The organism is Kitasatospora sp. NPDC056800, assembly GCF_042789775.1.
GTDB lineage: Bacteria > Actinomycetota > Actinomycetes > Streptomycetales > Streptomycetaceae > Kitasatospora.
Map to the genome: position 1 here is coordinate 20,360 of NZ_JBHUAL010000055.1, position 22,621 is coordinate 42,980.

Sequence of the window (22,621 nt, forward strand, 5' to 3'; positions counted from 1 at the left end):
TCAGACCTGCTCGGCCAGCTCCAGCCAGCCCATCTCCAGCTCCTCCTTCTCGTCCCGGACCGCGCGCAGCTGCGCGTCCAGCTCCGCGACCTTGGAGAAGTCGGCGGCGTGCTCGGCGAGTTGGGCGTGCAGCTTGGACTCCTTCTCGTCCAGCTTGGCGATCTGCCGCTCCAGCTTCTGCATCTCCTTCTTCGCCGCCCGCAGGTCCCCGCCGGACAGCGCGGGGGCCGCGCCCCCGTCCTCCGCGACGGCCGTGGCGGTCGGGGCGGCGGCGCCGGCCTGAGCGGCGGCGGTGGCCGCGGCGGCCATCCTGGCCCGGCGCTCCAGGTACTCGTCGACGCCGTTCGGCAGCATCCGCATCTTCTTGTCGCCGAGCAGCGCGTGGACGGTGTCCGTGGTGCGCTCGATGAAGAAGCGGTCGTGGCTGATGACGACCATCGAGCCGGGCCAGCCGTCGAGCAGGTCCTCCAGCTGGTTGAGCGTCTCGATGTCCAGGTCGTTGGTGGGCTCGTCCAGGAAGAGCACGTTGGGCTCGTCCATCAGCAGCCGCAGCAGCTGGAGGCGGCGGCGCTCGCCACCGGACAGGTCGCCGACCGGCGTCCACTGCTTGTCCTTGCCGAAGCCGAACTGCTCGCACAGCTGGCCGGCGCTCATCTCCCGGCCCTTGCCGAGGTCGACCCGCGAGCGGACCTGCTCGACGGCCTGGAGCACCCGGGTCGCCGGGTCCAGTTCGGCGACCTCCTGCGACAGGTAGGCCAGCCGCACGGTCTTGCCGACCTTGATGACGCCCGACGCCGGCTGGACGTCGCCCTCGGAGGCGTACGCGTCGCGCATCGCGCGCAGCAGCGAGGTCTTGCCGGCGCCGTTGACGCCGAGCAGGCCGATCCGGTCGCCGGGGCCGAGCTGCCAGGTGAGGTTCTCCAGCAGCAGCTTCGGGCCGGCCGTGACGGTCACGCCCTCCAGCTCGAAGACCGTCTTCCCGAGCCGCGCGTTGGCGAACTTCATCAGCTCGGACTTGTCGCGCGGGTCCGGCACGTCCGCGATCAGGGCGTTGGCGGCCTCGATCCGGTAGCGCGGCTTGGAGGTGCGGGCGGGGGCGCCGCGGCGCAGCCAGGCCAGCTCCTTGCGGGCCATGTTCTGGCGCTTCTGCTCCTCGACGGCCTCGATCCGGGAGCGCTCGGCGCGGGCGAAGACGTAGTCGGAGTAGCCGCCCTCGTACTCGTGCACCTCGCCGTTCTGGACGTCCCACATCCGGGTGCAGACCTGGTCGAGGAACCAGCGGTCGTGGGTGACGCAGACGAGCGCGGAGCGGCGCTTCTGCAGGTGCTGGGCGAGCCAGTTGATGCCCTCGACGTCGAGGTGGTTGGTGGGCTCGTCCAGGATGATCAGTTCGGGCGAGCCGAGCAGCAGCTTGGCGAGGGCGATCCGGCGGCGCTCGCCGCCGGAGAGCGGGCCGATGACGGTGTCCAGGCCGTCGGCGAAGCCGGGCAGGTCGAGGCCGCCGAAGAGGCCTTCGATGATGTCGCGGATGCGGGCGTCGCCGAGCCACTCGTGGTCGGCCCGGCCGGCGATCACCTCGTGCCGGATGGTGGCCTTCGGGTCGAGCGAGTCGTGCTGGGTGAGGACGGCCGGTTCGAGGCCGCCGTTCCAGGTGATCCGGCCGCCGTCGGGCTCCTCCAGCTTGGCGAGCATCCGGATCAGGGTGGTCTTGCCGTCGCCGTTGCGGCCGACGACGCCGATCCGGTCGCCCTCGCTGACGCCCAGGCTGACCGCGTCCAGCAGGGCGCGGGTGCCGTAGACCTTCGTGACGGACTCGATGGTGGCGAGGTTGACGGCCACGTGTGCTGCGCTCCAGGGTTCGGCGGTCGCGGGGCGGCCCGCCGCTCGACGGCCGGATGCCCCTCTCGGGACACCCCGATCTCCCCAGCCTAATGGGCCCGCCGCAGCGGCCTCACCGCGTCAGCCCGCGACGGACGCCCCCGGCACCGGCCCGTGGGTGGCGTGCGCGGTCCGGCAGGTGCCGGAGGCCCGCAGCGCCCCGGCGACCGCGGCGGCGGCCTCGGCGTCCTTGACCAGGAAGGCGCAGGTCGGCCCGGAGCCGGAGACCAGTGCCCCGAGTGCGCCCGCCTCGGTGCCGGCCCGCAGGGTGGCGGCGAGTGCGGGGCGCAGCGAGAGCGCGGCGGGCTGGAGGTCGTTGGCGAGGGCGGCGGCCAGGGCGACCGGGTCGCCCTCGGCGAGGGCGGCGAGCAGCGCCGGGTCGGCGTCCGGGGTGGGGACGTCGGTGTCGCTGGAGCCGGTGCCGGCCTCCTCGCGCAGCCGGTCGCACTCGCGGAACACGGCGGGGGTGGACAGGCCGCCCTCGGCGACCGCGAAGACCCAGTGGAAGGTGCCCTCGACGGCCAGCGGCTCCAGGATCTCGCCGCGGCCGCGGCCGAGGGCGACGCCGCCGACCAGGGCGAACGGCACGTCGGAGCCGAGTTCGGCGGCCAGCTCCAGCAGCACGGGGAGCGGGGTGTCCAGCTGCCAGAGCGCGTCGCAGGCGACCAGCGCGGCCGCGCCGTCGGCGCTGCCCCCGGCCATGCCGCCGGCCACCGGGATGGCCTTGGCGATGTGCAGGTGCACGCCCGGGTCGGCGATGCCGTGGTGGGCGGCGAGCAGCCGGGCGGCGCGGGCGGCGAGGTTGCTGTCGTCCAGCGGGACGGCGGCGGCGTCCGGCCCGGAGCAGCTCAGCGTCACGCCCTCGGCCGCGGTGGCGGTGACCTCGTCCCCGAGGGCGACGGCGAAGAAGACGTTGGCCAGGTCGTGGAAGCCGTCGGCGCGCAGCCCGCCGACCCCCAACTGGACGTTGACCTTGGCCGGTACCCGTACGGTGATCACTCGCTGTCCTCGGTCGTCTGCTCGGCGGACGCGGGCGCCGGCTCAGCGGGCTCGGCGGCCCCGGGCTCGGCGGCCCCGGGCTCGGCGGCCGCGGACCGGACCGGCTTGCGCTCGGCGGCCCCGGCCCGGCCGGTCCGCTGCCCGGCTCCCTCGGCCCCCTCGGCCTGGGCGGGCTTGTGCTCGGCGATCGCGGCGAACTGCTCCACCGTCAGCATCTCGCCGCGCAGCCTGTGGTCGATGCCGGCCGCCGCGAGCGCCTGCTCGGCCCCGGCGGCGGAGCCCGCCCAGCCGGCCAGCGCGGCGCGCAGGGTCTTGCGCCGCTGGGCGAACGCGGCGTCGACCACCGCGAACACCTCCTCGCGGCTGGCGGTGGTCTTCGGCGGCTCGCGGCGGATCAGCGAGACCAGCCCGGAGTCGACGTTGGGGGCGGGCCAGAACACGTTCCGCCCGATGGCGCCGGCCCGCTTCACCTCGGCGTACCAGTTGGCCTTGACCGACGGGACGCCGTACACCTTGTTGCCCGGCTTGGCGGCGAGCCGGTCGGCGACCTCGCTCTGCACCATCACCAGGGTCCGCTCGATGCTGGGGAAGGTCGCCAGCATGTGCAGCAGGACGGGCACCGCGACGTTGTACGGGAGGTTGGCGACGAGCGCGGTGGGCGCCGGGCCGGGCAGCTCGGTGACCTCCATGGCGTCGCTGAACACCAGGTCGAAGGCGTCCGCCTTGCCGGGCATCCGGGCGGCGACGGTGTCCGGCAGGTGCCGCGCCAGCACCGGGTCGATCTCGACCGCGGTCACGTGCCGCGCGACCTCCAGCAGCGCCAGCGTGAGCGAGCCGAGCCCGGGCCCGACCTCCACCACCGCGTCCTGCTCCGTCACCTCGGCGGCCCGGACGATCCGCCGCACGGTGTTGCCGTCGATGACGAAGTTCTGCCCGCGCTGCTTGGTCGGCTTCACGCCGAACGCGGCCGCCAGCTCCCGGATGTCGGCACTGCCCAGCAAGGGGGTCCCCCCGGCCGGAGGCTGGGGGCGGCTGTCAGAGGTGGGGTCGGTGGTGCTCACGCGCCAAGGATACGGGCGCCGGGGCCGCCGTCCGGACGCGCCGATCCGGACGGGGCCCGACCACGCGCCGATCCGGACGGGGCCCCGACCGCACGCTCGGGCCCCGGGGCCCCGGCGTCAGTACCCGAAGGCCCGGGCGGTGTTCGCCGCGATGGCCGTGGACAGCTCGTCCTCGGCCAGGCCCAGGGTCGCGGCCATCGAGCGCACCGTGACCGGGATCAGGTACGGGGCGTTCGGGCGGCCGCGGTACGGGTGCGGGGTGAGGAAGGGGGCGTCGGTCTCGACCAGGACCCGGTCCAGCGGCGTGGCGAGCAGGGCGTCGCGCAGCGGCTGGTTGGCCTTGAAGGTGACCGGGCCGGCGAAGGAGAGGTACCAGCCGTGCTCGGCGCAGGTCTTCGCCATCTGCGCGTCGCCGGAGTAGCAGTGGAAGACCGTCCGCTCCGGGGCGCCCTCCGCCAGCAGGACGGCGATGACGTCCTCGTGGGCGTCCCGGTCGTGGATGACCAGGGCCTTGCCGTGCCGCTTGGCCATCTCGATGTGGCGGCGGAACGACTCCTTCTGGATGTCCACGCCCTCCGGCCCGGTGCGGAAGTAGTCCAGGCCGGTCTCGCCGACCGCCACCACCTGCGGCAGCGCGGCGAGCCGGTCGATCTCGGCGAGCGCCTCGTCGAGCGCGGCGGCGCCGCCGGCCTTCCGCTGCTGGCCGGACCAGCCGTCCGCGTCGCCGAGGAAGATCCGCGGCGCCTCGTTCGGGTGCAGGGCGACGGCCGCGTGCACCTGCTCGTACTGCGCCGCCAGTTCGGCGGCCCAGCGCGAGCCGGGCACGTCGCAGCCCACCTGGACCACCGTGGTGACCCCGACCGAGGCGGCCTTCGCCAGGCCCTCGGCGGGGGTGCCGGACTGCATGTCGAGGTGGGTGTGCGAGTCGGCCACCGCCACTGCCAGGGGTTCCGGCAGCGGCGGCGGGGTCGACCGGGCGTCGTCCTTGGCGGCCATGTCAGGCGGTCGGCTTCTCTTCGAGGCGCGGGAAGAGGATCTCGCCCTTGGTGACGGTGGCACCGGCGGGCAGCCGGCCCCAGTCGGCGACGGTGGCGACGGTCTGCGCGGAGAGCGCGCCCAGCCCGGCGGCCTCGGCGCCCAGCGACACCCACAGCTTCTCGGCGGTGGTCGGCATCACCGGGTTGAGCAGCACGGCGGTGGCGCGCAGCGCCTCGGCGGCGGTGTAGAGGATGGTGGCCAGGCGGGCCCGGCCCTCGGCCGAGTCGTCCTTGGCGACCTTCCAGGGCTCCTGCTCGGTGAGGTAGCCGTTGACCTGCTTGACGAACTCGAAGATCGCCGCGAGGCCGCCGGCGAAGTCCAGCTCCTCGCCGATCTTCCGGTCGGCCGTCTCGACGGCCCTGGTCAGCCCGTCGGCGACGGCCTGCTCGGCGTCGCCCGCGGCGGTGGCGGCGGGCAGCACCCCGTCGAAGTACTTGCCCACCATCGCGGCGACCCGGGAGGCCAGGTTGCCGAAGTCGTTGGCCAGCTCGGAGGTGTACCGGGCGGTGAAGTCCTCCCAGGAGAACGAGCCGTCGGTGCCGAACGGGATCGCCCGCAGGAAGTAGTAGCGGTACGCGTCCACGCCGAAGTGCGAGGTGAGGTCGGTGGGCGCGATGCCGGTCAGGTTGGACTTGGACATCTTCTCGCCGCCGACCATCAGCCAGCCGTTGGCGACGACCCGCTTGGGCAGCGGCAGCCCGGCGGCCATCAGCATGGCGGGCCAGATGACGGCGTGGAACCGCAGGATGTCCTTGCCGACGAGGTGGACCGAGGCGGGCCACAGCTCGGCGAAGCGCTCCGGGTCGCTGCCGTAGCCGGCCGCGGTGATGTAGTTCTGCAGCGCGTCGACCCACACGTAGAGGACGTGCTTCTCGTCCCAGGGCAGCGGCACGCCCCAGTCGAAGGTGGAGCGGGAGATCGAGAGGTCCTTGAGGTCCTGCTCGACGAAGCGCAGCACCTCGTTGCGGGCCGAGGCGGGCTGGATGAAGTCCGGGTTCGCCGCGTAGAACTCCAGCAGCTGCGGGCCGTAGGCGGAGAGGCGGAAGAAGTAGTTCTCCTCCTCCAGCCACTCGACGGGCCGCTTGTGCACGGAGCAGAGCTTCTCGTCCCCGGTGGCGCCGTCGAGCAGCTCGGAGGGGAGCTTGAACTCCTCGCAGCCGACGCAGTACGGGCCGGAGTAGCCGCCCTTGTAGATCTCGCCCTTGTCGTACAGGTCCTGGACGAACTCCTGCACCCGGGCGGTGTGCCGCTCCTCGGTGGTGCGGATGAAGTCGTCGTTGGCGATCTCCAGGTGCTGCCAGAGCGGCTTCCAGGCCTCCTCGACCAGCTTGTCGCACCACTCCTGCGGGCTGACGCCGTTCGCCTCGGCGGTCCGCATGATCTTCTGACCGTGCTCGTCGGTGCCGGTCAGGTACCACACCTTCTCGCCGCGCTGGCGGTGCCAGCGGGTGAGGACGTCGCCCGCCACGGTGGTGTACGCGTGGCCGAGGTGCGGGCGATCGTTGACGTAGTAGATCGGGGTGGAAACGTAGTACGCCGGGGTGCTCGCCCCGGTGGTGCTGTGGTCTGCAGTGGCCGCCATGGTCGGAAAGCTTAGTCGGGCACGCGGACCGCCCTCGACCGAGTTGTTCCCGGCCGGGGGCGGTCCCTGTTCCGTGGCCCCGGTGTCAGCCCAGCAGCCGCGACCAGAACCGGGCCCAGCGTCCGCGCGGCCGGGTGGGCTCGGCCGCCGCGGGCGCCCCGGCCGGCTCGGCGTGCGCCGGGTAGCCGGGGGCGTGCTGCCAGGCCTGGTCGGCGGAGGCGACCCGGCCCTCGCGCATGATCCGCACGGTGTGGCCGCCGCAGCCCGGGCAGGTCGGCTTGAGCAGCGGGGACGGCACCCGGACGCCGTTGGCGTGGTACTCGAACACGACGTGCCCGTCGTTGGCCACGTGGTGTTCGATGTCGTACGCCTGCTCCCAGCCGTACCCGCAGCGCAGGCACGCGAAGGAGTAGGCCTCCCGTACGGTCTCGACGGGAGTGTGCGGCCGGCCGGCCAGACCGGCGGTGCTCAGTGCGCTGCCACTGCGGGGGGTACCGACTACATCGCTCATGGCCGTCTCCCAGCGCCCGCCGGACGCTCGTCCGGCTGGGTCTTTCCCTTCCAGGAAATGCCCGGACCGCCCCGGCCGATGCCCGGCTTGTGAAGACTTGGATGCGCGTTGGTCAGACCTATACGAAAATCCTCGCAGGGTCCGGGAAGCGCGGCCGAAACTTCAGCTCAGCTGGTGTTTACCGGGGCCTTCTCTCCACGGTACGACTCCCCGTGAGCAACGCAACCCCCGGAATTCACCCCTTTCCCAGGCCGCTTTCCAGGCCTTCCCGCTTCGCCGCCACGACCGCGTCGAAGACCTCCCGCTTGGGCAGCGAGAGCTCCACCGCGACGGCCGCGATGGCCTCCTTGCGGCGCTCCCCGGCCTCCTCGCGGACGGCCACCAGCCGGGCCAGCTCGGCCGGGGTGAGCTCCTGGGGCGCGGCCGGCGGGGCGCCGGCGACCACGACGGTGATCTCGCCCCTGACACCCTCGGCCGCCCAGGCGGCCAGCTCGCCGATCGGCCCGCGCTTGACCTCCTCGTAGGTCTTGGTGAGCTCGCGGCAGACGGCGGCCGGCCGGTCCGGCCCGAACGCCCCGGCCATCGCGGTCAGCGCCTCGGCGATCCGGTGCGGCGCCTCGAAGAAGACCATGGTGCGCGGTTCGGCGGCGATCGAGGCGAGCTGCCGGGCCCGGTCGCCGCTCTTGCGCGGCAGGAAGCCCTCGAAGGTGAAGCGGTCCACCGGCAGGCCGGACAGCGCGAGGGCGGTGAGCACCGCCGAGGGCCCGGGCACCGCGGTGACCTTGATGTCGGCGGCCACGGCGGCGGCGACCAGCCGGTAGCCGGGGTCGGAGACCGAGGGCATGCCGGCGTCGGTGACCAGCAGCACCCGGGCGCCGCCGAGCAGCGCCTCGACCAGTTCGGGGGTGCGGCCGACCTCGTTCCCCTCGAAGTAGGAGACCACCCGGCCCGCCGGGGTCACCCCGAGTGCCTGGGTGAGCCGGCGCAGCCGCCGGGTGTCCTCGGCCGCGATCACGTCCGCCGTGGCCAGTTCGTCGACGAGCCGGGGCGGGGCGTCCGAGACGTCGCCGATGGGGGTGCCTGCGAGAACGAGTACTCCTGTCACGGTCCCCATCCTCGCAGCTGTCGGGCGCCCGGGGTTTTTGGTGACGATTCGGTCAGCTTCCGAGGGAGCGGACACGCGTGCGAAGAGCGCCCCTACGATGTGGCGGATGAACGGCGACACGGCGGCCCAGGCGCCCACTGGTACGGACCACTCCGCGTACGGCGGCGTCGGCCTGCCGTCCCCCCGCCCACCGCAGGACGGGCCGGCCGGCTGGCGCGAGCGCCTGGCCCGGTTCGGCTACACGGCCCGCCCCACCGGGACGCTCACCGAGCGCCTGGCCCCGCCGATGCCGGACGGCCCCCGGGTGACGCCCCGGGACGTGCCGCAGTCGCCGCTGCTGCTGCGGCTGGGCGTCTCGCTGCCGCAGGGCCTGTGGTTCTTCCTCTGCCGCTGGGCCGGCTGGCTGGGTCCGGTCGCGGTGGCGGTCTTCGCCGGCCTCCTGCGGTTCACGAACCTGGGGCAGCCGCACGCGATCATCTTCGACGAGACGTACTACGCCAAGGACGCCTACGCGCTCTGGCACGGCGGCTACGAGATCAACTGGCCGGAGGACGCCAACACCACGATCATGACGCCGGGCGCGGCCGTCCCGTACCGGGCGACGCCCTCGTACGTGGTGCACCCGCCGGTCGGCAAGTGGATCATCGGCCTGGGCGAGCAGCTGTTCGGCATGAACCCCTTCGGCTGGCGGTTCGCGGTGGCCCTGCTCGGCACCCTGTCGGTGCTGATGGTGGCCCGGATCGCCCGCCGGATGTTCCGCTCCACCCTGCTGGGCTGCGTGGCGGGCCTGCTGCTCGCGGTGGACGGCCTGCACCTGGTGCTCAGCCGGGCCGCCCTGCTCGACCTGGTGGTGATGTTCTGGACCCTCGCCGCCTTCGGCTTCCTGCTGCTGGACCGCGACCGCACCCGGGCCCTGCTGGCCCGGCGGCTGGGCGGGGTCGAGGACGCCCGGCTCGCCCAGCGGCTGGGCCTGGGCTGGCGCCCGTACCGGATCGCGGCCGGCGTCTGCGTCGGCCTGACCTGCGCCACCAAGTGGAGCGGTCTGTACGTCGCGGCGGCCTTCGGGCTGCTCACGGTGCTCTGGGACGTCGGCGCCCGCCGCCTGGCCGGCGCCCCGCGCCCGTTCGTGGCGGTGCTCGCCCGGGACGTGCTGCCGGCCTTCGTCTCGGTGGTCGTGGTCGCGGTCGCGGTCTACATCGCGTCCTGGTGGGGCTGGTTCGCCAGCAGCACCGCTCCCGGCCAGGGCGGCTGGGGCCGGGACTGGGCGGTCGGCCGCTCCACCGACTTCCCGTGGATACCCGAGGCCCTGCGCTCGCTGTGGCACTACCACACCACGGTCTACGAGTTCCACGTCGGCCTGAGCGACCCGCACACCTATCAGTCCAACCCGTGGTCCTGGCTGGTGCTGGGCCGGCCGGTGTCCTTCTTCTACGAGTCCCCCAAGTACGGCCAGGCCGGCTGCACCGCCGCCGACTGCGCCCGCGAGGTGCTGGGCATCGGCACCCCGCTGCTGTGGTGGACGGGCATCGCGGCGCTGGCCTACTGCCTGTGGCGCTGGGCGGCCCGGCGGGACTGGCGGGCCGGCGCGCTGCTCTGCGGCCTGGCCGCCGGCTACCTGCCCTGGTTCGCCTACCAGCAGCGGACGATCTTCCTCTTCTACGCGGTGGTCTTCGTCCCGTTCCTGGTGCTCGCGGTGACGATGCTGATCGGCGCCCTGATCGGGCCGGCCGGCGCCTCCCGGGACCGCCGGATCATCGGCTCCGCGGCGGCCGGACTGCTGGTCCTGCTGATCGTCTGGAACTTCCTCTTCTTCTACCCGCTGTTCACCGGGCAGACCATCCCGCTGGAGGACTGGCGCCGCCGGATGTGGTTCAACACCTGGATCTGACCCGCCGCCCCGGACACACCGCGTTCCCGCGAACCGTCCGTATGCGGTGCACAACACGTACCAGATCCGTCACAAGTGCCGGGCGATTCGCCGGCGCACCGATCCGCGCTGCCTAGGGTGGAGGGGTACCGCGTTTCCGGCCCCGCCGGTTGCGCCCGGCCGCGAGACCCCTGGGGGACCTGCACCATGCGCAGTGGCGCGAAGATCGGCATCATCACCGGCGTGTCCATCGCCGTCCTCGCGGGCGGCGGCTACGGCGTGTACAGCCTGGTGAGCGAGTCGGACGGCGTATCCGGTGGCAAGAAGCCGCGCACCGTGGTCGCCGAGCCGCCGACCGCCGACCAGGCGACGGCCGGACTGAAGGACTTCCTGACGGCCTGGGCGGCCGGCGACATCGCCAAGGCGGCCTCGCTGACCGACGACCCAGCCGCGGCCACGGCCGGTCTGACCGCCTTCCGGGACCAGGTCAAGCCGAGCGCGCTGACCCTCACCCCCTTCGGCCCGACCACCCAGCAGGTCTTCTCCGCCGCCACCGGCACCCCCGCCCCGGCCGCCAAGCCGACCGCCGGGGCCTCCGCGACCCCGGGCGCCACCGGCACGCCGGGCGCCGGCGATTCGCCGTCCGCGGCCGCCACGCCCGCGCCCACCGGCACGCTGATGTCCTACAAGGCGCGCGCCGAGTTCGCGGGCACCAACCGGGCCTGGGACTACCAGGGCTTCCTGGGCGTCGTGAAGATGAGCGACAACACCCCGGCCGTGCACTGGGCGCCGTCGGTGATCCACCCCCACCTGTCCGGCAACGAGACCATCGCCGTCCAGCCGGTCTTCGCCCCGCCGTCCACCGTGGTCGACCGCAACGGCAAGCCGGTCCAGGGCGCCTCGCTCACCCAGTCGCTGCTGACCACCCTCCAGGACAACGCCAACAAGCTGCTGCCGCCGGACCCGGCCAAGGACCAGGACGCGGGCAGCGCGGTGGTGATCTCCGACCCGGCCGGCAAGGGCCCCCAGGACAAGCTGTTCACGATCGTCGAGCCGAAGCCCGGCAAGCCGTTCAAGCTCACCATCGACAACACCCTCCAGGCCGCCGCCGAGAAGGCGATGACCGACCTGGCGGGCAAGCCCGGCTCCATCGTCGCGATCGAGCCGAGCACAGGTCAGGTGCTGGCCTTCGCCAACTCGCCGGCCACCGGCCAGAACCGGGCCTTCGCCGGGCTGCTCGCCCCGGGCTCGACGATGAAGATCGTCACCTCGGCGGCGCTGCTGGAGAACGGCGTCAACCCGGACACCGTGGTGGCCTGCCCGGAGAAGAGCAGCAACCCGCACGCGATCCCGAACTCGTTCCCGGGCGCCTTCCCGAACAACACGCTCCAGCAGGACTTCATGATGTCCTGCAACACCGCCTTCATCAACCAGGGCCTGACCAGCCTCAAGCCCGAGACGCTGAACGGCACGGCCAAGGACGTGTTCGGCATCGGCCTGGAGTGGAAGACCGGCCTGCCGAACACCGACGGCAAGGTTCCGGCGGCGCCGGGCAGCAAGGACGAGCAGGCCATGAACTACATCGGCCAGGGCAAGGTCCAGATGAACCCGCTGGCCATCGCCTCGGTCACCGCCACCGTGCAGAGCGGCGAGTTCAAGCAGCCGATCCTGGTCGCCGAGCTGCCGCAGCAGAAGGCCGCCCGCCCGCTCTCCCCGGACGTCGACGCCAAGCTGAAGGCGATGATGGCGGCCACCGCCACCGGCGGCACCGCCAGGGACGTGATGGCCGGCATCACCGACAACGCGGGCGCCAAGACCGGCTCCGCCGAGGTCGCCGGGGTCGACGTCACCAACAGCTGGTTCACCGCCTACCGCGGCAACGTCGCGGTGGCCGCCGAGGTGCAGGGCGGCGGCCACGGCGTGGACGCGGCCGGCCCGGCCGTCGCCTCCATCCTGAAGGCCGCCGGCGGCCGCTGAGCCCCCGCAAACCCCCGCCCGCCCGGAGCCGGGCGGGCCGCCGACAGCCCGCTCAGCCTCGCGGCAGGGCGGGCTGCGGCCTTCCCCGCCGCACCCGGCCCGGCGGGACCGGGCGCCGGCTGCTCCAGCGCCGGGCCGCCAGCCGGGGCCAGATCACCAGCACCGCCGGCAGCGCCAGGTACCCGAACCGCCCGGCCGGGGCCAGCATGAAGGCGATCGCGAGCCCGGCGGCCAGCAGGTCGGCCGCGGCGATCGCGGAGACCGGCGGCCGGGCCAGCAGCCAGATCGCCACCGCGACCAGGGCCACGGTCATCAGCGCCAGCGAGATCGCGTGCCCGGTCGGCCCGAAGCCGGCCAGCACCTTGCCGGGCAGCGGGCTGCCCGCCGGGGTGCGGATCGCCGTCATCCCGAGCGGGAAGCGCACCACCTGTTCGCGCAGCGCGTCGGCCTGGGTCAGCGCGGAGGGCAGGATCACCAGCGCGCTCACCCCGACCCCGATCAACGCGGTCCGGGCCGCCGGGCGCCGGCCGTACAGCCGCCAGAGCAGCAGGACGGCCACCGGCAGCGCGGGCCAGGCCGTCCACTTCAGGGTGCAGGCGAGGGCGAGCACCAGCCCGGCGGCGACCGTGCGGTCCCGCTCGGCGAGCGCCATGGCCAGGCAGCAGACGCCGATCAGCGGCAGGTCCACCCCGCCGACCACCAGGGCGAGCGCGATCAGCGGCGAGGCGGTGAGGACGGCCAGCGGCAGCAGCGGCGCGCGCCCGTCGCCGCCGCCGGGGCGGGCGGGCCGCAGCAGCCGCCAGGCGGCCAGCATGCAGACGAAGAAGGTCAGCGCGAACCAGATCCGGGCGTCCCCTGCGACCCGCGCGACGGCGGTGGAGTCGCCGAACAGCTGGCGCGGCATCCCGAACAGGGACATCGCCGGCAGGTACGGGTTGTAGTCGGTGACCACCGCCGGGTGCGGCAGGTACGCGGTGCCGGTGGTGAGCAGCAGGTGGGCCGAGCGTTCGACCACCATGACCTCGGACTGGTGGCGGCCCTGCAGGGCGAGCAGCCCGAGCGGCACCAGGACGGCCCCGACCAGGGCGACCGAGGCGGCCGCCTTGGCCGCGAAGCGGCGCGGCAGGGTCAGGCAGAGCACTCCGGCCAGCACGTAGCCGGGGGCCGCGATCAGGCCCCACTGCCGCTGGTTGGGCAGGTCGGAGACGAGCGGGAAGGCGGCGGCCCAGCCGGCCGCGACGAGGCAGCCGAGCAGTTGGACGGTCCGTGTCGAGGCGAGCCCGGCCAGCCGGGCGGTGTTCAGCCGGGCGGGCGTGGGCGGAAACGTGCTCTCGCCGCGCTGGCGGGGGAAGGGCCGGACGGAGAGGCCGCGCTGCGGCCGTCGTGGCCTGGACGGCGCCTCGGTCGTGGAGGTCTGGGCCGGCGTTCCGCCGCGGCCGGTGAAGCGGCCGCGCGGGCGGGGGTAGCCGGGCGTGCGGGTGCTCACCATGGTGGAAGGTTATGGGTGGGAGCCGGGCCCTGTCGCCATGGTGTCGGACACCGGACGGGCGTTGGCGTGAAAAGGGCCGCCGGACGCGGTGGCGGTCGGCGGCCCTTCACGCGGGGTTTGCCTCCGGGTCAGCCGGCGGCGCCGTCCGAGGGCGCGGACTGCGGCTCGGCCTGCTCCAGCCGGGAGTGCTTGATGCTGTAGCCGAAGTAGACGACCACGGCGACGACGAGGGCGATCGCCCCGGCCCGGAAGGTGTCGGCGTGCAGGCCGGTGATCAGGTAGACGCAGAAGCCGACGCTGATCAGCGGGACGACGGGGTAGCCGGGCACCTTGAAGCCGCGCGGCAGGTCGGGCTGGGTGCGGCGCAGCACGATCACGCCGATCGAGACCACCGAGAAGGCGATGAGCGTTCCGAGGCTGGTGATGTCGGCCAGGACCCGCAGCGGGATGAACGCGGCCAGCGCGCCGACGCCGAGGCCCACCACGACGGTGTTCCAGACCGGGGTGCCGCTGCGCGGGGAGAGCTTGGCGAAGCGCTTGGGCAGCATGCCGTCGCGGCCCATCGAGTACAGGATGCGGGTCTGGCCGTAGATCACCACGAGGGTGATGCTGAAGATCGAGACGATCGCGCCGATCGCGAAGACGATCGCGGGCCAGCTCTGGCCGGTGATGTCCTGGAGGATCTGGGCGAGGCCGGCCTCCTGGCCGTCGAACTTGGTCCACGGCTGGGCGCCGATGCCGGCCAGCGCGACCAGGATGTAGAGCAGGGTCACCACGACCAGCGAGATGATGATCGCCAGCGGCAGGGTGCGGCGCGGGTTCTTGACCTCCTCACCGGCGGTGGACACGGCGTCCAGGCCGATGAAGGAGAAGAAGATGCTGGACGCGGCGATCTGCACGCCGCTGATGCCGAGCGGCATGAACGGGGTCAGGTTGCCGGAGTGGAAGCCGGTGAGCGCGATGCCGATGAACATCAGCAGGATCGCGATCTTGATCGCGACCATCACCGCGTTGACCTTGACCGACTCGCTGACGCCGCGGATCAGCAGGAAGCAGACCATGAAGACCAGCAGCAGCGCCGGCAGGTTGAACCAGTGGCCGCTGTCCGGCGCCCCGGAGAGCTGCTCGGGGATCGTGACCCCGAAGGTCAGGTCGAGGAACTTGTTCAGGTACTCGGCCCAGGTCACCGCGATCGCGGATGCGGAGACGCCGTACTCCATCAGCAGGCAGATGCCGACGGCGAAGGCGACGCCCTCGCCGAGGGTGGCGTAGGCGTAGGAGTACGAGGAGCCGGAGACCGGGATCGCGGAGGCCATCTCGGCGTAGCAGAGCGCGGTGAGTCCGGCGGTGACCGCGGCGATCACGAAGGACAGGATGACGGCCGGGCCGGCCGAGGGCACCGCGGTGTTCAGCACGAAGAAGATGCCGGTGCCGATGGTCGCGCCGATGCCGATCGAGGACAGCTGCCACAGGCCGATCGAGCGGCGCAGGTGGATGCCGGAGCGCCCGCCCTCCTCGGGTGCGCCGGCCGGGAGGACGTCCTCGCCTTCGGTCTCGGCGATCAGTGTCGAGACGGGCTTGCGTCGCAGCAGACGCGCACCGATGGTGTTGCTGGCCAAAACCACGGTCCTTCTGGGCGGGGGAGGGTGTCCTTGCAGTCGGTCACCCGACGTGCCAGGGGGTGTCATCGGGGACCAACCGAACAAACATGGGACAGTACCCCGCGAAAGCACCAGTGTCGCAAACGAACAGTCCCAACCAGCGCATTGTACGAATCGGCGCATATCGATGTACAAACCGGACACTTCGTAAACGGCGCATCCTCCGCCCGGTCGCTAAAGCAGCAGCTCAGCGCACCTGCGGAGATCATCCGCCGAGCACCGCCCGCATCACCGACCGGGCGATCGGCGCCGCCAGCGCGCCACCCGTGACGTCCGTGGCCCCGCTGTCCTCGACCACCACGGCGACCGCCACCGGCGGCACCGCGTCCGAACCGGCCGGCGCCGCCCAGGCGATGAACCAGGCGTACGGCGTCCCGCTGTTGCCCACCCCGTGCTGGGCCGTCCCGGTCTTGCCGCCGACCACCGCCCCGGCGATCCGGGCGTTGCCGCCGGTGCCGTTCTCCACCACGCCGGTCATCAGCCCGCGCACCTGCCCGGCCACCGCCGGGGTCATCGCCCGCCGGTACACGGCCGGCTTCATCAGCTGCACCGTGGTGCCGTCGCTCCTGGTCAGCCGGTCCACGAGCTGTGGACGCATCACCGTCCCGTCGTTGGCCACCCCGGCCGCGACCATCGCCATCGTCAGCGGGGTGGCCGCCGTGTCGAACTGCCCGATCGAGGAGAGCGCCAGCTGCGACTCGTCCATCCGGGTGTCGAAGTTCGACCGGGCAGCCCGCACCGGGACGTCCAGCCTCGCGTCGTTGAAGCCGAGGTTCCCGGCCATCTCGGCCATCCGGTCCAGCCCGGTCCGCACCCCCAGGTAGCCGAGCACGCTGTTGCAGCTGGCCGTCATCGCGGCGGCCAGCGACAGGTCGGCCCGGTCGCAGGCCGGGGTGTCGTTGACCAGCGGCGTGGTCGTGCCGGGCAGCACGTACGGGAAGGGCGCCCCGGTCGGCGCGGCCGGGTCGGTGACCACCCCGGCCGCCAGCGCGGCCGCGGCGGTGACCACCTTGAAGGTCGAACCCGGCGGGTAGGTCTGGCGCAGCGCCCGGTTGAGCATCGGCTGGTCGGCGTCGGCCTGCAGCCGGTTCCAGGCCTCCTGGTCGTCGGCGCCGTACCCGGCGAAGGAGCCCGGGTCGTACGAGGGCGTGCTGGCCAGCGCCAGGATCCGCCCGGTGGCCGGCTCGATCGCGGCGACCGCGCCCTTCTGGTCGCCGAGCCCGCGCATCGCGGCCTGCTGGGCGGCCCGGTTCAGCGTGGTGTGGACGTCCCCGCCGGGGTTCTGCCGGCGCGAGACGGCGTCCCAGACCGACCAGCCCGCCAGCCGGCCGTCGGTGCCGGTCAGCAGCTCGTCCTCGGTCCCCTCCAGCTGGGTGGTGCCGTACGCCTGCGAGGCGAAGCCGGTGACCGCCGCGTAGGTCGGGCCGTCGGTGTAGCCGCGCTTGTACGCGTACCGGCCGCCGGTCGGCTCGGAGCCGGTCACCGGGTCCGGGCCGACCAGGATGTCGCCGCGCGGCTGGGCGTACCGCTCGACGGTGAGCCGCTGGTTGGCGCTGTTGCGGTCGAGGTCCTGCGCCTGGAACACCTGCACCCGGGTGGCCTGCACGCACAGCGCCGCGACCAGTAGCAGGCAGAAGGTGCCCGCCCGGCGCCCGGTGACCGAGATGCCGGGCAGCCCCTGCGGGCCGTTGCCCCTGGCCCGGACGCGCGCCATCAGACCTCCCCGGTCACGGGCCGGCGGGCGTCGTCGCTCATCCGCACGAGCAGCGCGACGATGATCCAGTTGGTGACCACCGAGGAGCCGCCCTGGGCGATGAACGGCATGGTCATCCCGGTCAGCGGGATCAGCGCGAGCACCCCGCCCGCCACCACGAACACCTGGAGGCCGACGATCGCGGCCAGCCCGATCGCCAGCAGCCGCCCGAACGGATCGCGCAGCGCGATGCCGGTCCGGAAGCCCCGCGAGACCAGCGCCGCGTACAGCAGGAACACCGCGGTCAGCCCGGTCAGCCCGAGCTCCTCGCCGATCGTGGCGAGGATGAAGTCCGACTTGGCGGCGAAGCCGATCAGCACCGAGTGCCCGTTGCCGAGCCCGGTGCCCAGCTCGCCGCCCCAGGCGAAGGCGAACAGCGACTGGGCGATCTGGTTGGCGCCCCGGCCCGCCTCGATCGAGCCCAGCGGGTCCAGCCAGTCCGCGACCCGGCTGTGCACGTGCGGCGAGAGCCAGCCCACCGTCACCGCCCCGACGGCGGCCAGGCCGAGGCCGATCGCGATCCAGCCGGTGCGCGCGGTCGCCACGTAGAGCATCACCACGAACAGGCCGAAGAACAGCAGCGAGGTGCCGAGGTCGGTCTCCAGCACCAGGACGCCGACGAACGCCGCCCAGATCAGCAGCACCGGCCCGAGCACCCGCCCGCGCGGCAGCTGCCAGCGCCAGACCCGGCGGCCGGTCAGCGCCAGCGCGTCCCGGTGCACCGCCAGGTACGCGGCGAAGAAGACCGCCAGCAGGATCTTGGCGAACTCCCCGGGCTGGAAGGAGAGCGGCCCGATCACGACCCAGATCCGGGAGCCGTACACCGGCGGGAAGAAGATCGGCAGCACCAGCAGGACCAGCGCCACCAGCGCCCCGACGTACGCGTAGCGCCGCAGCCGCCGGTGGTCGCGCACCAGCAGCACCACCGCGATGAACAGCGCCACCCCCAGCGCCGACCAGAGCAGCTGGGTGGAGGCGGCGCCGCGCCCCGGGGTGGCCCGGTCGAGCCGGTAGATCACCACCAGCCCGATCCCGTTCAGCAGCACCGCGATCGGCAGCAGCAGCGGGTCCGCGTACCGGGCCCGCCAGCGGACCACGGCGTGCGCCGCCAGGGCGAGCACGCCCAGCGCGGCGCCGTACTCGGCCGCGTCGGCCGGGACGTGGCCGTCCAGGTTGACGCCGACCTCGACGTAGCCGAACACGGCGATCAGGACGGCGCCGACCACCAGGACGAGCTCGGTGGTGCGCCTGGTCGGCACCGGCCGGCTCGGCCCGGCGGCGGATCTCGGCACGGCGGAGGGTGTCGCCACGGACCGTCCTGGGGGTCGCGGTCTAGCGGGGAGGGTCCGGGCGCCGGTGCGGCGGCGCCCGTGTCCCGGTTCGTCACCCTAACGAGTGCTATCCGTATTTTTGACACTCCGCCACGGTGTGTCCGCCGATGCCCGAATCACCCGGGCCCGCCGATCCGCCCCCGGCCCTCACTCCGGCCGCCGCCCGGCCAGCGCCGCCACCCCCGCGCCGACCGCCGCCAGCAGGACGGCGGCGGCCAGCAGGCTCGGCCACGGCACCGCGACCCGGCCGGTCCGGGCCGCCGACACCAGCCCGCGCACCGCCGCGTTGGCCGGCGAGGCCGGCACCACCAGCAGCAGCGTGGCCAGCCCCAGCGCCGCCGGGATGCCGTACTGCGCGTGGACCAGCACCGGACGGTTCGCCACCGCCCCGGCCAGCACCCCCAGCAGCGCGCAGACCACGGAGGCCACCAGCCCGGCCAGCACCGCCGGCCCGGTCCCCGGTTCCTGCCGAACCCCCTGGCCGACCACCGGCCCGCTGGTCCACCAGACCGCCGCCACCTGACCGACCGCCAGAACCAGCGACACCGTCAGCGCCGCCAGCAGCGCCCCCAGGTGGACCCGGACCGGGCCCGCCGCCGCCACCAGGCAGGCCCGCGAGGCCGGCGGCTCCGCGCTCAGCGCACTGCGCACGTACCAGGCGCTCACCGGCAGCAGCACCCCCGCGCCGAAGCCGAGGCCGCCCAGCAGCGGGTCCCCCGCCGCCACCCCGACCACCAGCAGCACCGCGTACGCCAGGAACGGCGGCAGCCAGGCGTGCGAGCGCAGCAGCAGCTCCAGGTGGTACCGGGTCAGCGCACCGATCCGCGCCGTCACCGCTCCCCCTCCTCGCGCCGACGCACCGCCAGCACCCGGACGGCCGGGCGGCCCAGCAGCAGCCGGCGCAGCAGCGCGTCCGAGTGCGCGGCCGGCACCGCCAGCCGCACCGCCGTCCCGGCCAGCGCGGTGACCTCCGGCGCCCCCGGCAACGCCGTGGGCAGCGGGGCGCCGTCCGGGACGTCCACCTCGACCTCCATCACCGGGCCGCCCGCCGCCGGCTCCGGCACCCCGTCCTCGACCGGCCGCAGCACGCCGTCCGTACCGACCCGGTACGCGGCGCTGGTCAACCCGGCCAGCCGGGCCGGGTCGTGGTCGACGAACAGCACCGTGCCGCCCGCCGCCGCCCGCTCGGCGGCGGCCTCGTCCAGCACCGCCCGGGCCTCCGGGTCCAGCCCGGTCCACGCCTCGTCCAGCAGCAGCACCCGCGCCTCGGGGAGCAGCGCCTGGGCGACCGCGACCTTCTGGCAGGTGCCCTTCGACAGCCGGCTCAACGGCGTGCCCGCCCGGTCCGCGACACCGAACCGGTCCAGCAGCTCCCCCGCCCGCCGCCGCGCCCGCTCCGCCGACAGCCCGTGCACCCGCCCCACCCGCAGCAGGTAGGAGGCGGCGTCGAAGGGCAGCGCCGGCGGGAAGCGCTCGGGCACGTACGCCGCCGGGCCGGGCCGCGCCACCCGCCCCGTGCTCGGCCGCTCGATCCCGGCGACCAGCCGCAGCAGCGTCGACTTGCCGCTCCCGTTCCGCCCGGCGATCCGCACCAGCTCGCCCGGCCCGACCGCCAGATCGACCCCACGCAGGATCCACCGCTCCCGCCGCCCGTACCGCTTGCCGACCGCCGTCAGCTCCATCGCTCCCCCGCTCCCGATCCGTCGCGAGAGGAAGGCTATCCAGGCCGCGTAAGACCGCTGTGAAAGCACGGATTCCCCAGCTGTGCGCCGGAGTTCGCGCCGGAGCTGGTTGAGGCACGATCCGGACTCGTTTCGCCATGGCGAACTGATGATCCCCAGGGCGTGTCCGACAATTGGCGTCGGATCAGGGCGCGGCGTCGGGGTGCGTGCATCGCAAGGCGGAGGAGGGAGTCCATGCGGAGCATCGGCGACCGACGACAACGCGGCGAGGTGCGTGCACCGGCGTCGCGCACCCGGCGGGAATTGTCGGACACGCCCTAGGATCGGCCGGGTGACTACCGGACGACGACCACAGACCAGGCTCGGCAGCCTGCTGGCAGCAGTGGCGATAACGGGCGCCTCGCTGCTCCTCGGCCTGCCCGCCCACGCCGACGAACCATCAGCCGGCGCCGCTCCCGCGACCAAGGAGGCGCCCCGGGTCGACCTCGTCCTGGACGTCAGCGGCTCCATGCGCGAGGCGGACATCCAGGGCAAGAGCCGCATCGCGGTGGCCCAGCAGTCGCTGAACGAGGTGATCGACGCGCTGCCCGCGGAGACCGAGTTCGGCATCCGCACCCTGGGGGCGAACTACCCCGGCAACGACAAGGCCCAGGGCTGCCAGGACACCAAGCAGCTGTACCCGGTCGGCAAGACCAACAAGGTCGAGGCCAAGACCGCCGTCGCCACCCTGCGCCCCACCGGCTGGACCCCGATCGGCCTGGCCCTGCGCGGCGCCGCCCAGGACCTCGGCAAGGGCGAGACCACCCGCCGGGTGGTGCTGATCACCGACGGCGAGGACACCTGCACCCCGCCCGACCCCTGTGACGTCGCCCGCGAACTCGCCTCCCAGGGCATCCACCTGGTGGTCGACACCCTGGGCCTGGCCCACGACGACAAGACCCGCCAGCAGCTGCTCTGCATCGCCAACGCGACCGGCGGCACCTACACCGACGTCCGCACCCAGGAGCAGCTCACCGACAAGGTGAAGCAGCTGGTCGACCGCTCCAACGACACCTACACGGTGACCCCGGTCAAGACCACCGGCACCGACAAGTGCGAGAGCGCCCCGGTGCTCGCCCCGGGCGTCTACACCGACCGCGAGAAGTTCTCCGAGCACCGCGTCTACAAGGTCCCGGTCAAGTCCGGCCAGGAGCTGCGCGCCTCGGTCAGCGTCGCCCTCGACCGCCCGGTGGCCCGGGACTACGGGGTGCTGCTCCAGGCCACCAGCGCGACCGGCCAGGAACTGGTCCGCGGCACCGACGCCGGCAGCAGCCGCACCGACGTGGTCTCCACCGGCCTGCGCTGGTCCACCGACGACTCCAAGGGCTACGTCACCGCGAGCCCCACGGCCACCAAGGACTCCAAGGAGAAGCCGGAGACCACGGTCTGCCTGGTCGTCAGCAACTCGCTGGCCCCGCAGGCCGGCGTGCTGGCCGACCCCGGCCTGCCGCTGGAGCTGACCGTCGACCTGGCCTCCGCCTCGCCCGCCCCGGAGGGCGCCGCGATGGGCCTCGGCCGCGGCTGGATCCTGCTGCTCACCCTCACCCTGGCCGGCCTGGCCTTCGGTCTGGTCTTCGGCTGGATCGCGCGCTGGCGGATCGCCGTCTGGCGGGAGAACTGACCATGCGTACGACGATCCGCGGCGCCCTCGCCGCCCTCGCCCTGCTGCCCGCCCTGGCCCTGAGCGCCCTGGGCGCCCCGGCCGCCTCGGCCGCCTCGCCGTCCCCCTCGGCCAGTGCGAGCGGCACGCCGGCCCCGGCCACCAAGGCCGGCACCTCCTTCCTGACCGCGGTCAACCTCTCGCCCAACCAGGACGCCAACGTCTCCGTCTCCACCGGTGACTACCTGTACTGGGCGTTCGGCGCCGCCGAGGGCCAGACCCCGACGGTCAACCTGACCGTCGGCCTGGCCCCCTCGGCCGACCGGCACGGCCCGCAGACCTGGTCCGTCGAGGTCTTCGACGGGCTGCGCCGCCGCCAGGCGTGCACCGCCGGCACCCAGAACGCCACCGCCGAGCAGAGCGCCGGCTCGCTGGCGCTGAACTGCACCCTGCGCGAGGTCCGGACCTGGGCCGAGCCGTGGTCCGGCGACCCGCTGCCCGGCACCTACTACGTGCGGCTGTCGGTCAGCGACGTCCCGCAGCCGGACCTCGGCCTGGCCTCCTCGGTGCAGCTGCACGTCGCCGCCAAGGGCGACGCGGACAACGCCCAGCCGGAGGGCGGCGAGCTGAAGGCCCCGCTGGTCCCGCCGGCCGGCGGCGGCGCGAGCACGGCCAAGGCGGCCGCCCCGGTGGCCCAGGAGGAGCACTGGTACACCGGCTGGTTCTCCGGCTGGAACAGCCGCTGGTACTGGACGATCGGCGGCGGCTTCCTGGCCGCGCTGGCCGGCATCCTCGGCTACCGGCTGACCCGGCACCCGCGCGGCCACCGGCCCGGCCACTACGGCGCCGTCCCGTCCCAGGGCTCCCACCAGAGCGGCCACTACACCGGCTCGGACCGCCCCTGACCCGCCCCGGAGGGCCGGCCGGACGTCGTTCCGGCCGGCCCACCCGCGGGTGGGGGGCCCCCGCGCCGCCGCGGGACAGGTGGTGTGCGACGTCGGGGGGGGCCGCGGCCGGGGGCCGCGTTGAGCCCCGCCCCCCCACCTGC

The 22,621-nt window shown here is 73.8% G+C and carries 17 protein-coding genes; 4 read left to right on the plus strand and 13 right to left on the minus strand.

The genetic code is table 11. The annotated features are described in order from the left end of the window. From ACFRQN_RS15185 to rsmI, 7 genes are all read right to left on the minus strand, one after another. Positions 1–1,839 carry an ABC-F family ATP-binding cassette domain-containing protein gene (locus ACFRQN_RS15185; protein WP_074001278.1) on the minus strand — a complete coding sequence of 613 codons (1,839 nt, stop codon included), beginning with the start codon at positions 1,837–1,839 and terminating at the stop codon, positions 1–3. A gap of 120 nt (positions 1,840–1,959) precedes the next feature. Next, positions 1,960–2,877 (minus strand): 4-(cytidine 5'-diphospho)-2-C-methyl-D-erythritol kinase, encoded by a 918-nt coding sequence (locus tag ACFRQN_RS15190; protein WP_117489278.1) that lies wholly within the window; start codon positions 2,875–2,877, stop codon positions 1,960–1,962. Then, complete coding sequence (rsmA, locus tag ACFRQN_RS15195; RefSeq protein ID WP_380740786.1) at positions 2,874–3,938, minus strand: 16S rRNA (adenine(1518)-N(6)/adenine(1519)-N(6))-dimethyltransferase RsmA; 1,065 nt, start codon at positions 3,936–3,938, stop codon at positions 2,874–2,876. Before rsmA ends, ACFRQN_RS15190 begins: the two co-directional genes overlap by 4 nt. Positions 3,939–4,055: 117 nt before the next feature. Continuing rightward, complete coding sequence (locus ACFRQN_RS15200; protein ID WP_375876018.1) at positions 4,056–4,934, minus strand: TatD family hydrolase; 879 nt, start codon at positions 4,932–4,934, stop codon at positions 4,056–4,058. A gap of 1 nt (position 4,935) precedes the next feature. After that, positions 4,936–6,558, minus strand: a complete 1,623-nt coding sequence (gene metG / locus ACFRQN_RS15205; RefSeq protein WP_049655605.1) for a methionine--tRNA ligase — start codon at positions 6,556–6,558, stop codon at positions 4,936–4,938. An 85-nt stretch (positions 6,559–6,643) separates the two neighbouring features. Continuing rightward, on the minus strand, positions 6,644–7,069 hold the full coding sequence (locus tag ACFRQN_RS15210; protein WP_181970659.1) for a hypothetical protein: 426 nt from the start codon (positions 7,067–7,069) through the stop codon (positions 6,644–6,646). A gap of 235 nt (positions 7,070–7,304) precedes the next feature. Beyond that, complete coding sequence (gene rsmI / locus ACFRQN_RS15215; protein ID WP_380740788.1) at positions 7,305–8,174, minus strand: 16S rRNA (cytidine(1402)-2'-O)-methyltransferase; 870 nt, start codon at positions 8,172–8,174, stop codon at positions 7,305–7,307. Between the two features lie 106 nt (positions 8,175–8,280). Here rsmI and ACFRQN_RS15220 point away from each other — a divergent pair, with 106 nt between their 5' ends. After that, complete coding sequence (locus tag ACFRQN_RS15220; RefSeq protein WP_082345966.1) at positions 8,281–10,062, plus strand: dolichyl-phosphate-mannose--protein mannosyltransferase; 1,782 nt, start codon at positions 8,281–8,283, stop codon at positions 10,060–10,062. Positions 10,063–10,248: 186 nt separating this feature from the next. Further along, positions 10,249–12,018 (plus strand): penicillin-binding transpeptidase domain-containing protein, encoded by a 1,770-nt coding sequence (locus tag ACFRQN_RS15225; RefSeq protein WP_074001273.1) that lies wholly within the window; start codon positions 10,249–10,251, stop codon positions 12,016–12,018. A 52-nt stretch (positions 12,019–12,070) separates the two neighbouring features. Here the strand turns inward: ACFRQN_RS15225 and ACFRQN_RS15230 are convergent, their stop codons facing one another. The 6 genes from ACFRQN_RS15230 to ACFRQN_RS15255 form a co-directional block, all read right to left on the minus strand. After that, complete coding sequence (locus tag ACFRQN_RS15230; RefSeq protein WP_380740790.1) at positions 12,071–13,507, minus strand: glycosyltransferase 87 family protein; 1,437 nt, start codon at positions 13,505–13,507, stop codon at positions 12,071–12,073. Between the two features lie 128 nt (positions 13,508–13,635). Next, on the minus strand, positions 13,636–15,195 hold the full coding sequence (locus tag ACFRQN_RS15235; protein WP_380740792.1) for an amino acid permease: 1,560 nt from the start codon (positions 15,193–15,195) through the stop codon (positions 13,636–13,638). Between the two features lie 178 nt (positions 15,196–15,373). Further along, positions 15,374–16,882 (minus strand): penicillin-binding transpeptidase domain-containing protein, encoded by a 1,509-nt coding sequence (locus tag ACFRQN_RS15240; RefSeq protein WP_082346127.1) that lies wholly within the window; start codon positions 16,880–16,882, stop codon positions 15,374–15,376. Then, a complete protein-coding gene (locus ACFRQN_RS15245) occupies positions 16,882–18,231 on the minus strand; it encodes an FtsW/RodA/SpoVE family cell cycle protein (protein WP_380740794.1) in 1,350 nt (449 codons plus the stop codon). Before ACFRQN_RS15245 ends, ACFRQN_RS15240 begins: the two co-directional genes overlap by 1 nt. 168 nt (positions 18,232–18,399) lie before the next feature. After that, positions 18,400–19,086, minus strand: coding sequence for an ABC transporter (locus tag ACFRQN_RS15250; protein WP_259316716.1), 687 nt, complete (start codon positions 19,084–19,086; stop codon positions 18,400–18,402). Next, positions 19,083–19,934, minus strand: a complete 852-nt coding sequence (locus ACFRQN_RS15255) for an ATP-binding cassette domain-containing protein (RefSeq protein ID WP_117489266.1) — start codon at positions 19,932–19,934, stop codon at positions 19,083–19,085. Before ACFRQN_RS15255 ends, ACFRQN_RS15250 begins: the two co-directional genes overlap by 4 nt. Positions 19,935–20,265: 331 nt before the next feature. Between ACFRQN_RS15255 and ACFRQN_RS15260 the strand changes: the two genes are divergently transcribed. Together ACFRQN_RS15260 and ACFRQN_RS15265 are read left to right on the plus strand one after the other, a co-directional pair. Then, complete coding sequence (locus ACFRQN_RS15260; RefSeq protein WP_074001269.1) at positions 20,266–21,594, plus strand: VWA domain-containing protein; 1,329 nt, start codon at positions 20,266–20,268, stop codon at positions 21,592–21,594. A 2-nt stretch (positions 21,595–21,596) separates the two neighbouring features. Further along, positions 21,597–22,478 carry a peptidase gene (locus ACFRQN_RS15265; protein ID WP_375876010.1) on the plus strand — a complete coding sequence of 294 codons (882 nt, stop codon included), beginning with the start codon at positions 21,597–21,599 and terminating at the stop codon, positions 22,476–22,478. Positions 22,479–22,621 lie beyond the last annotated feature (143 nt).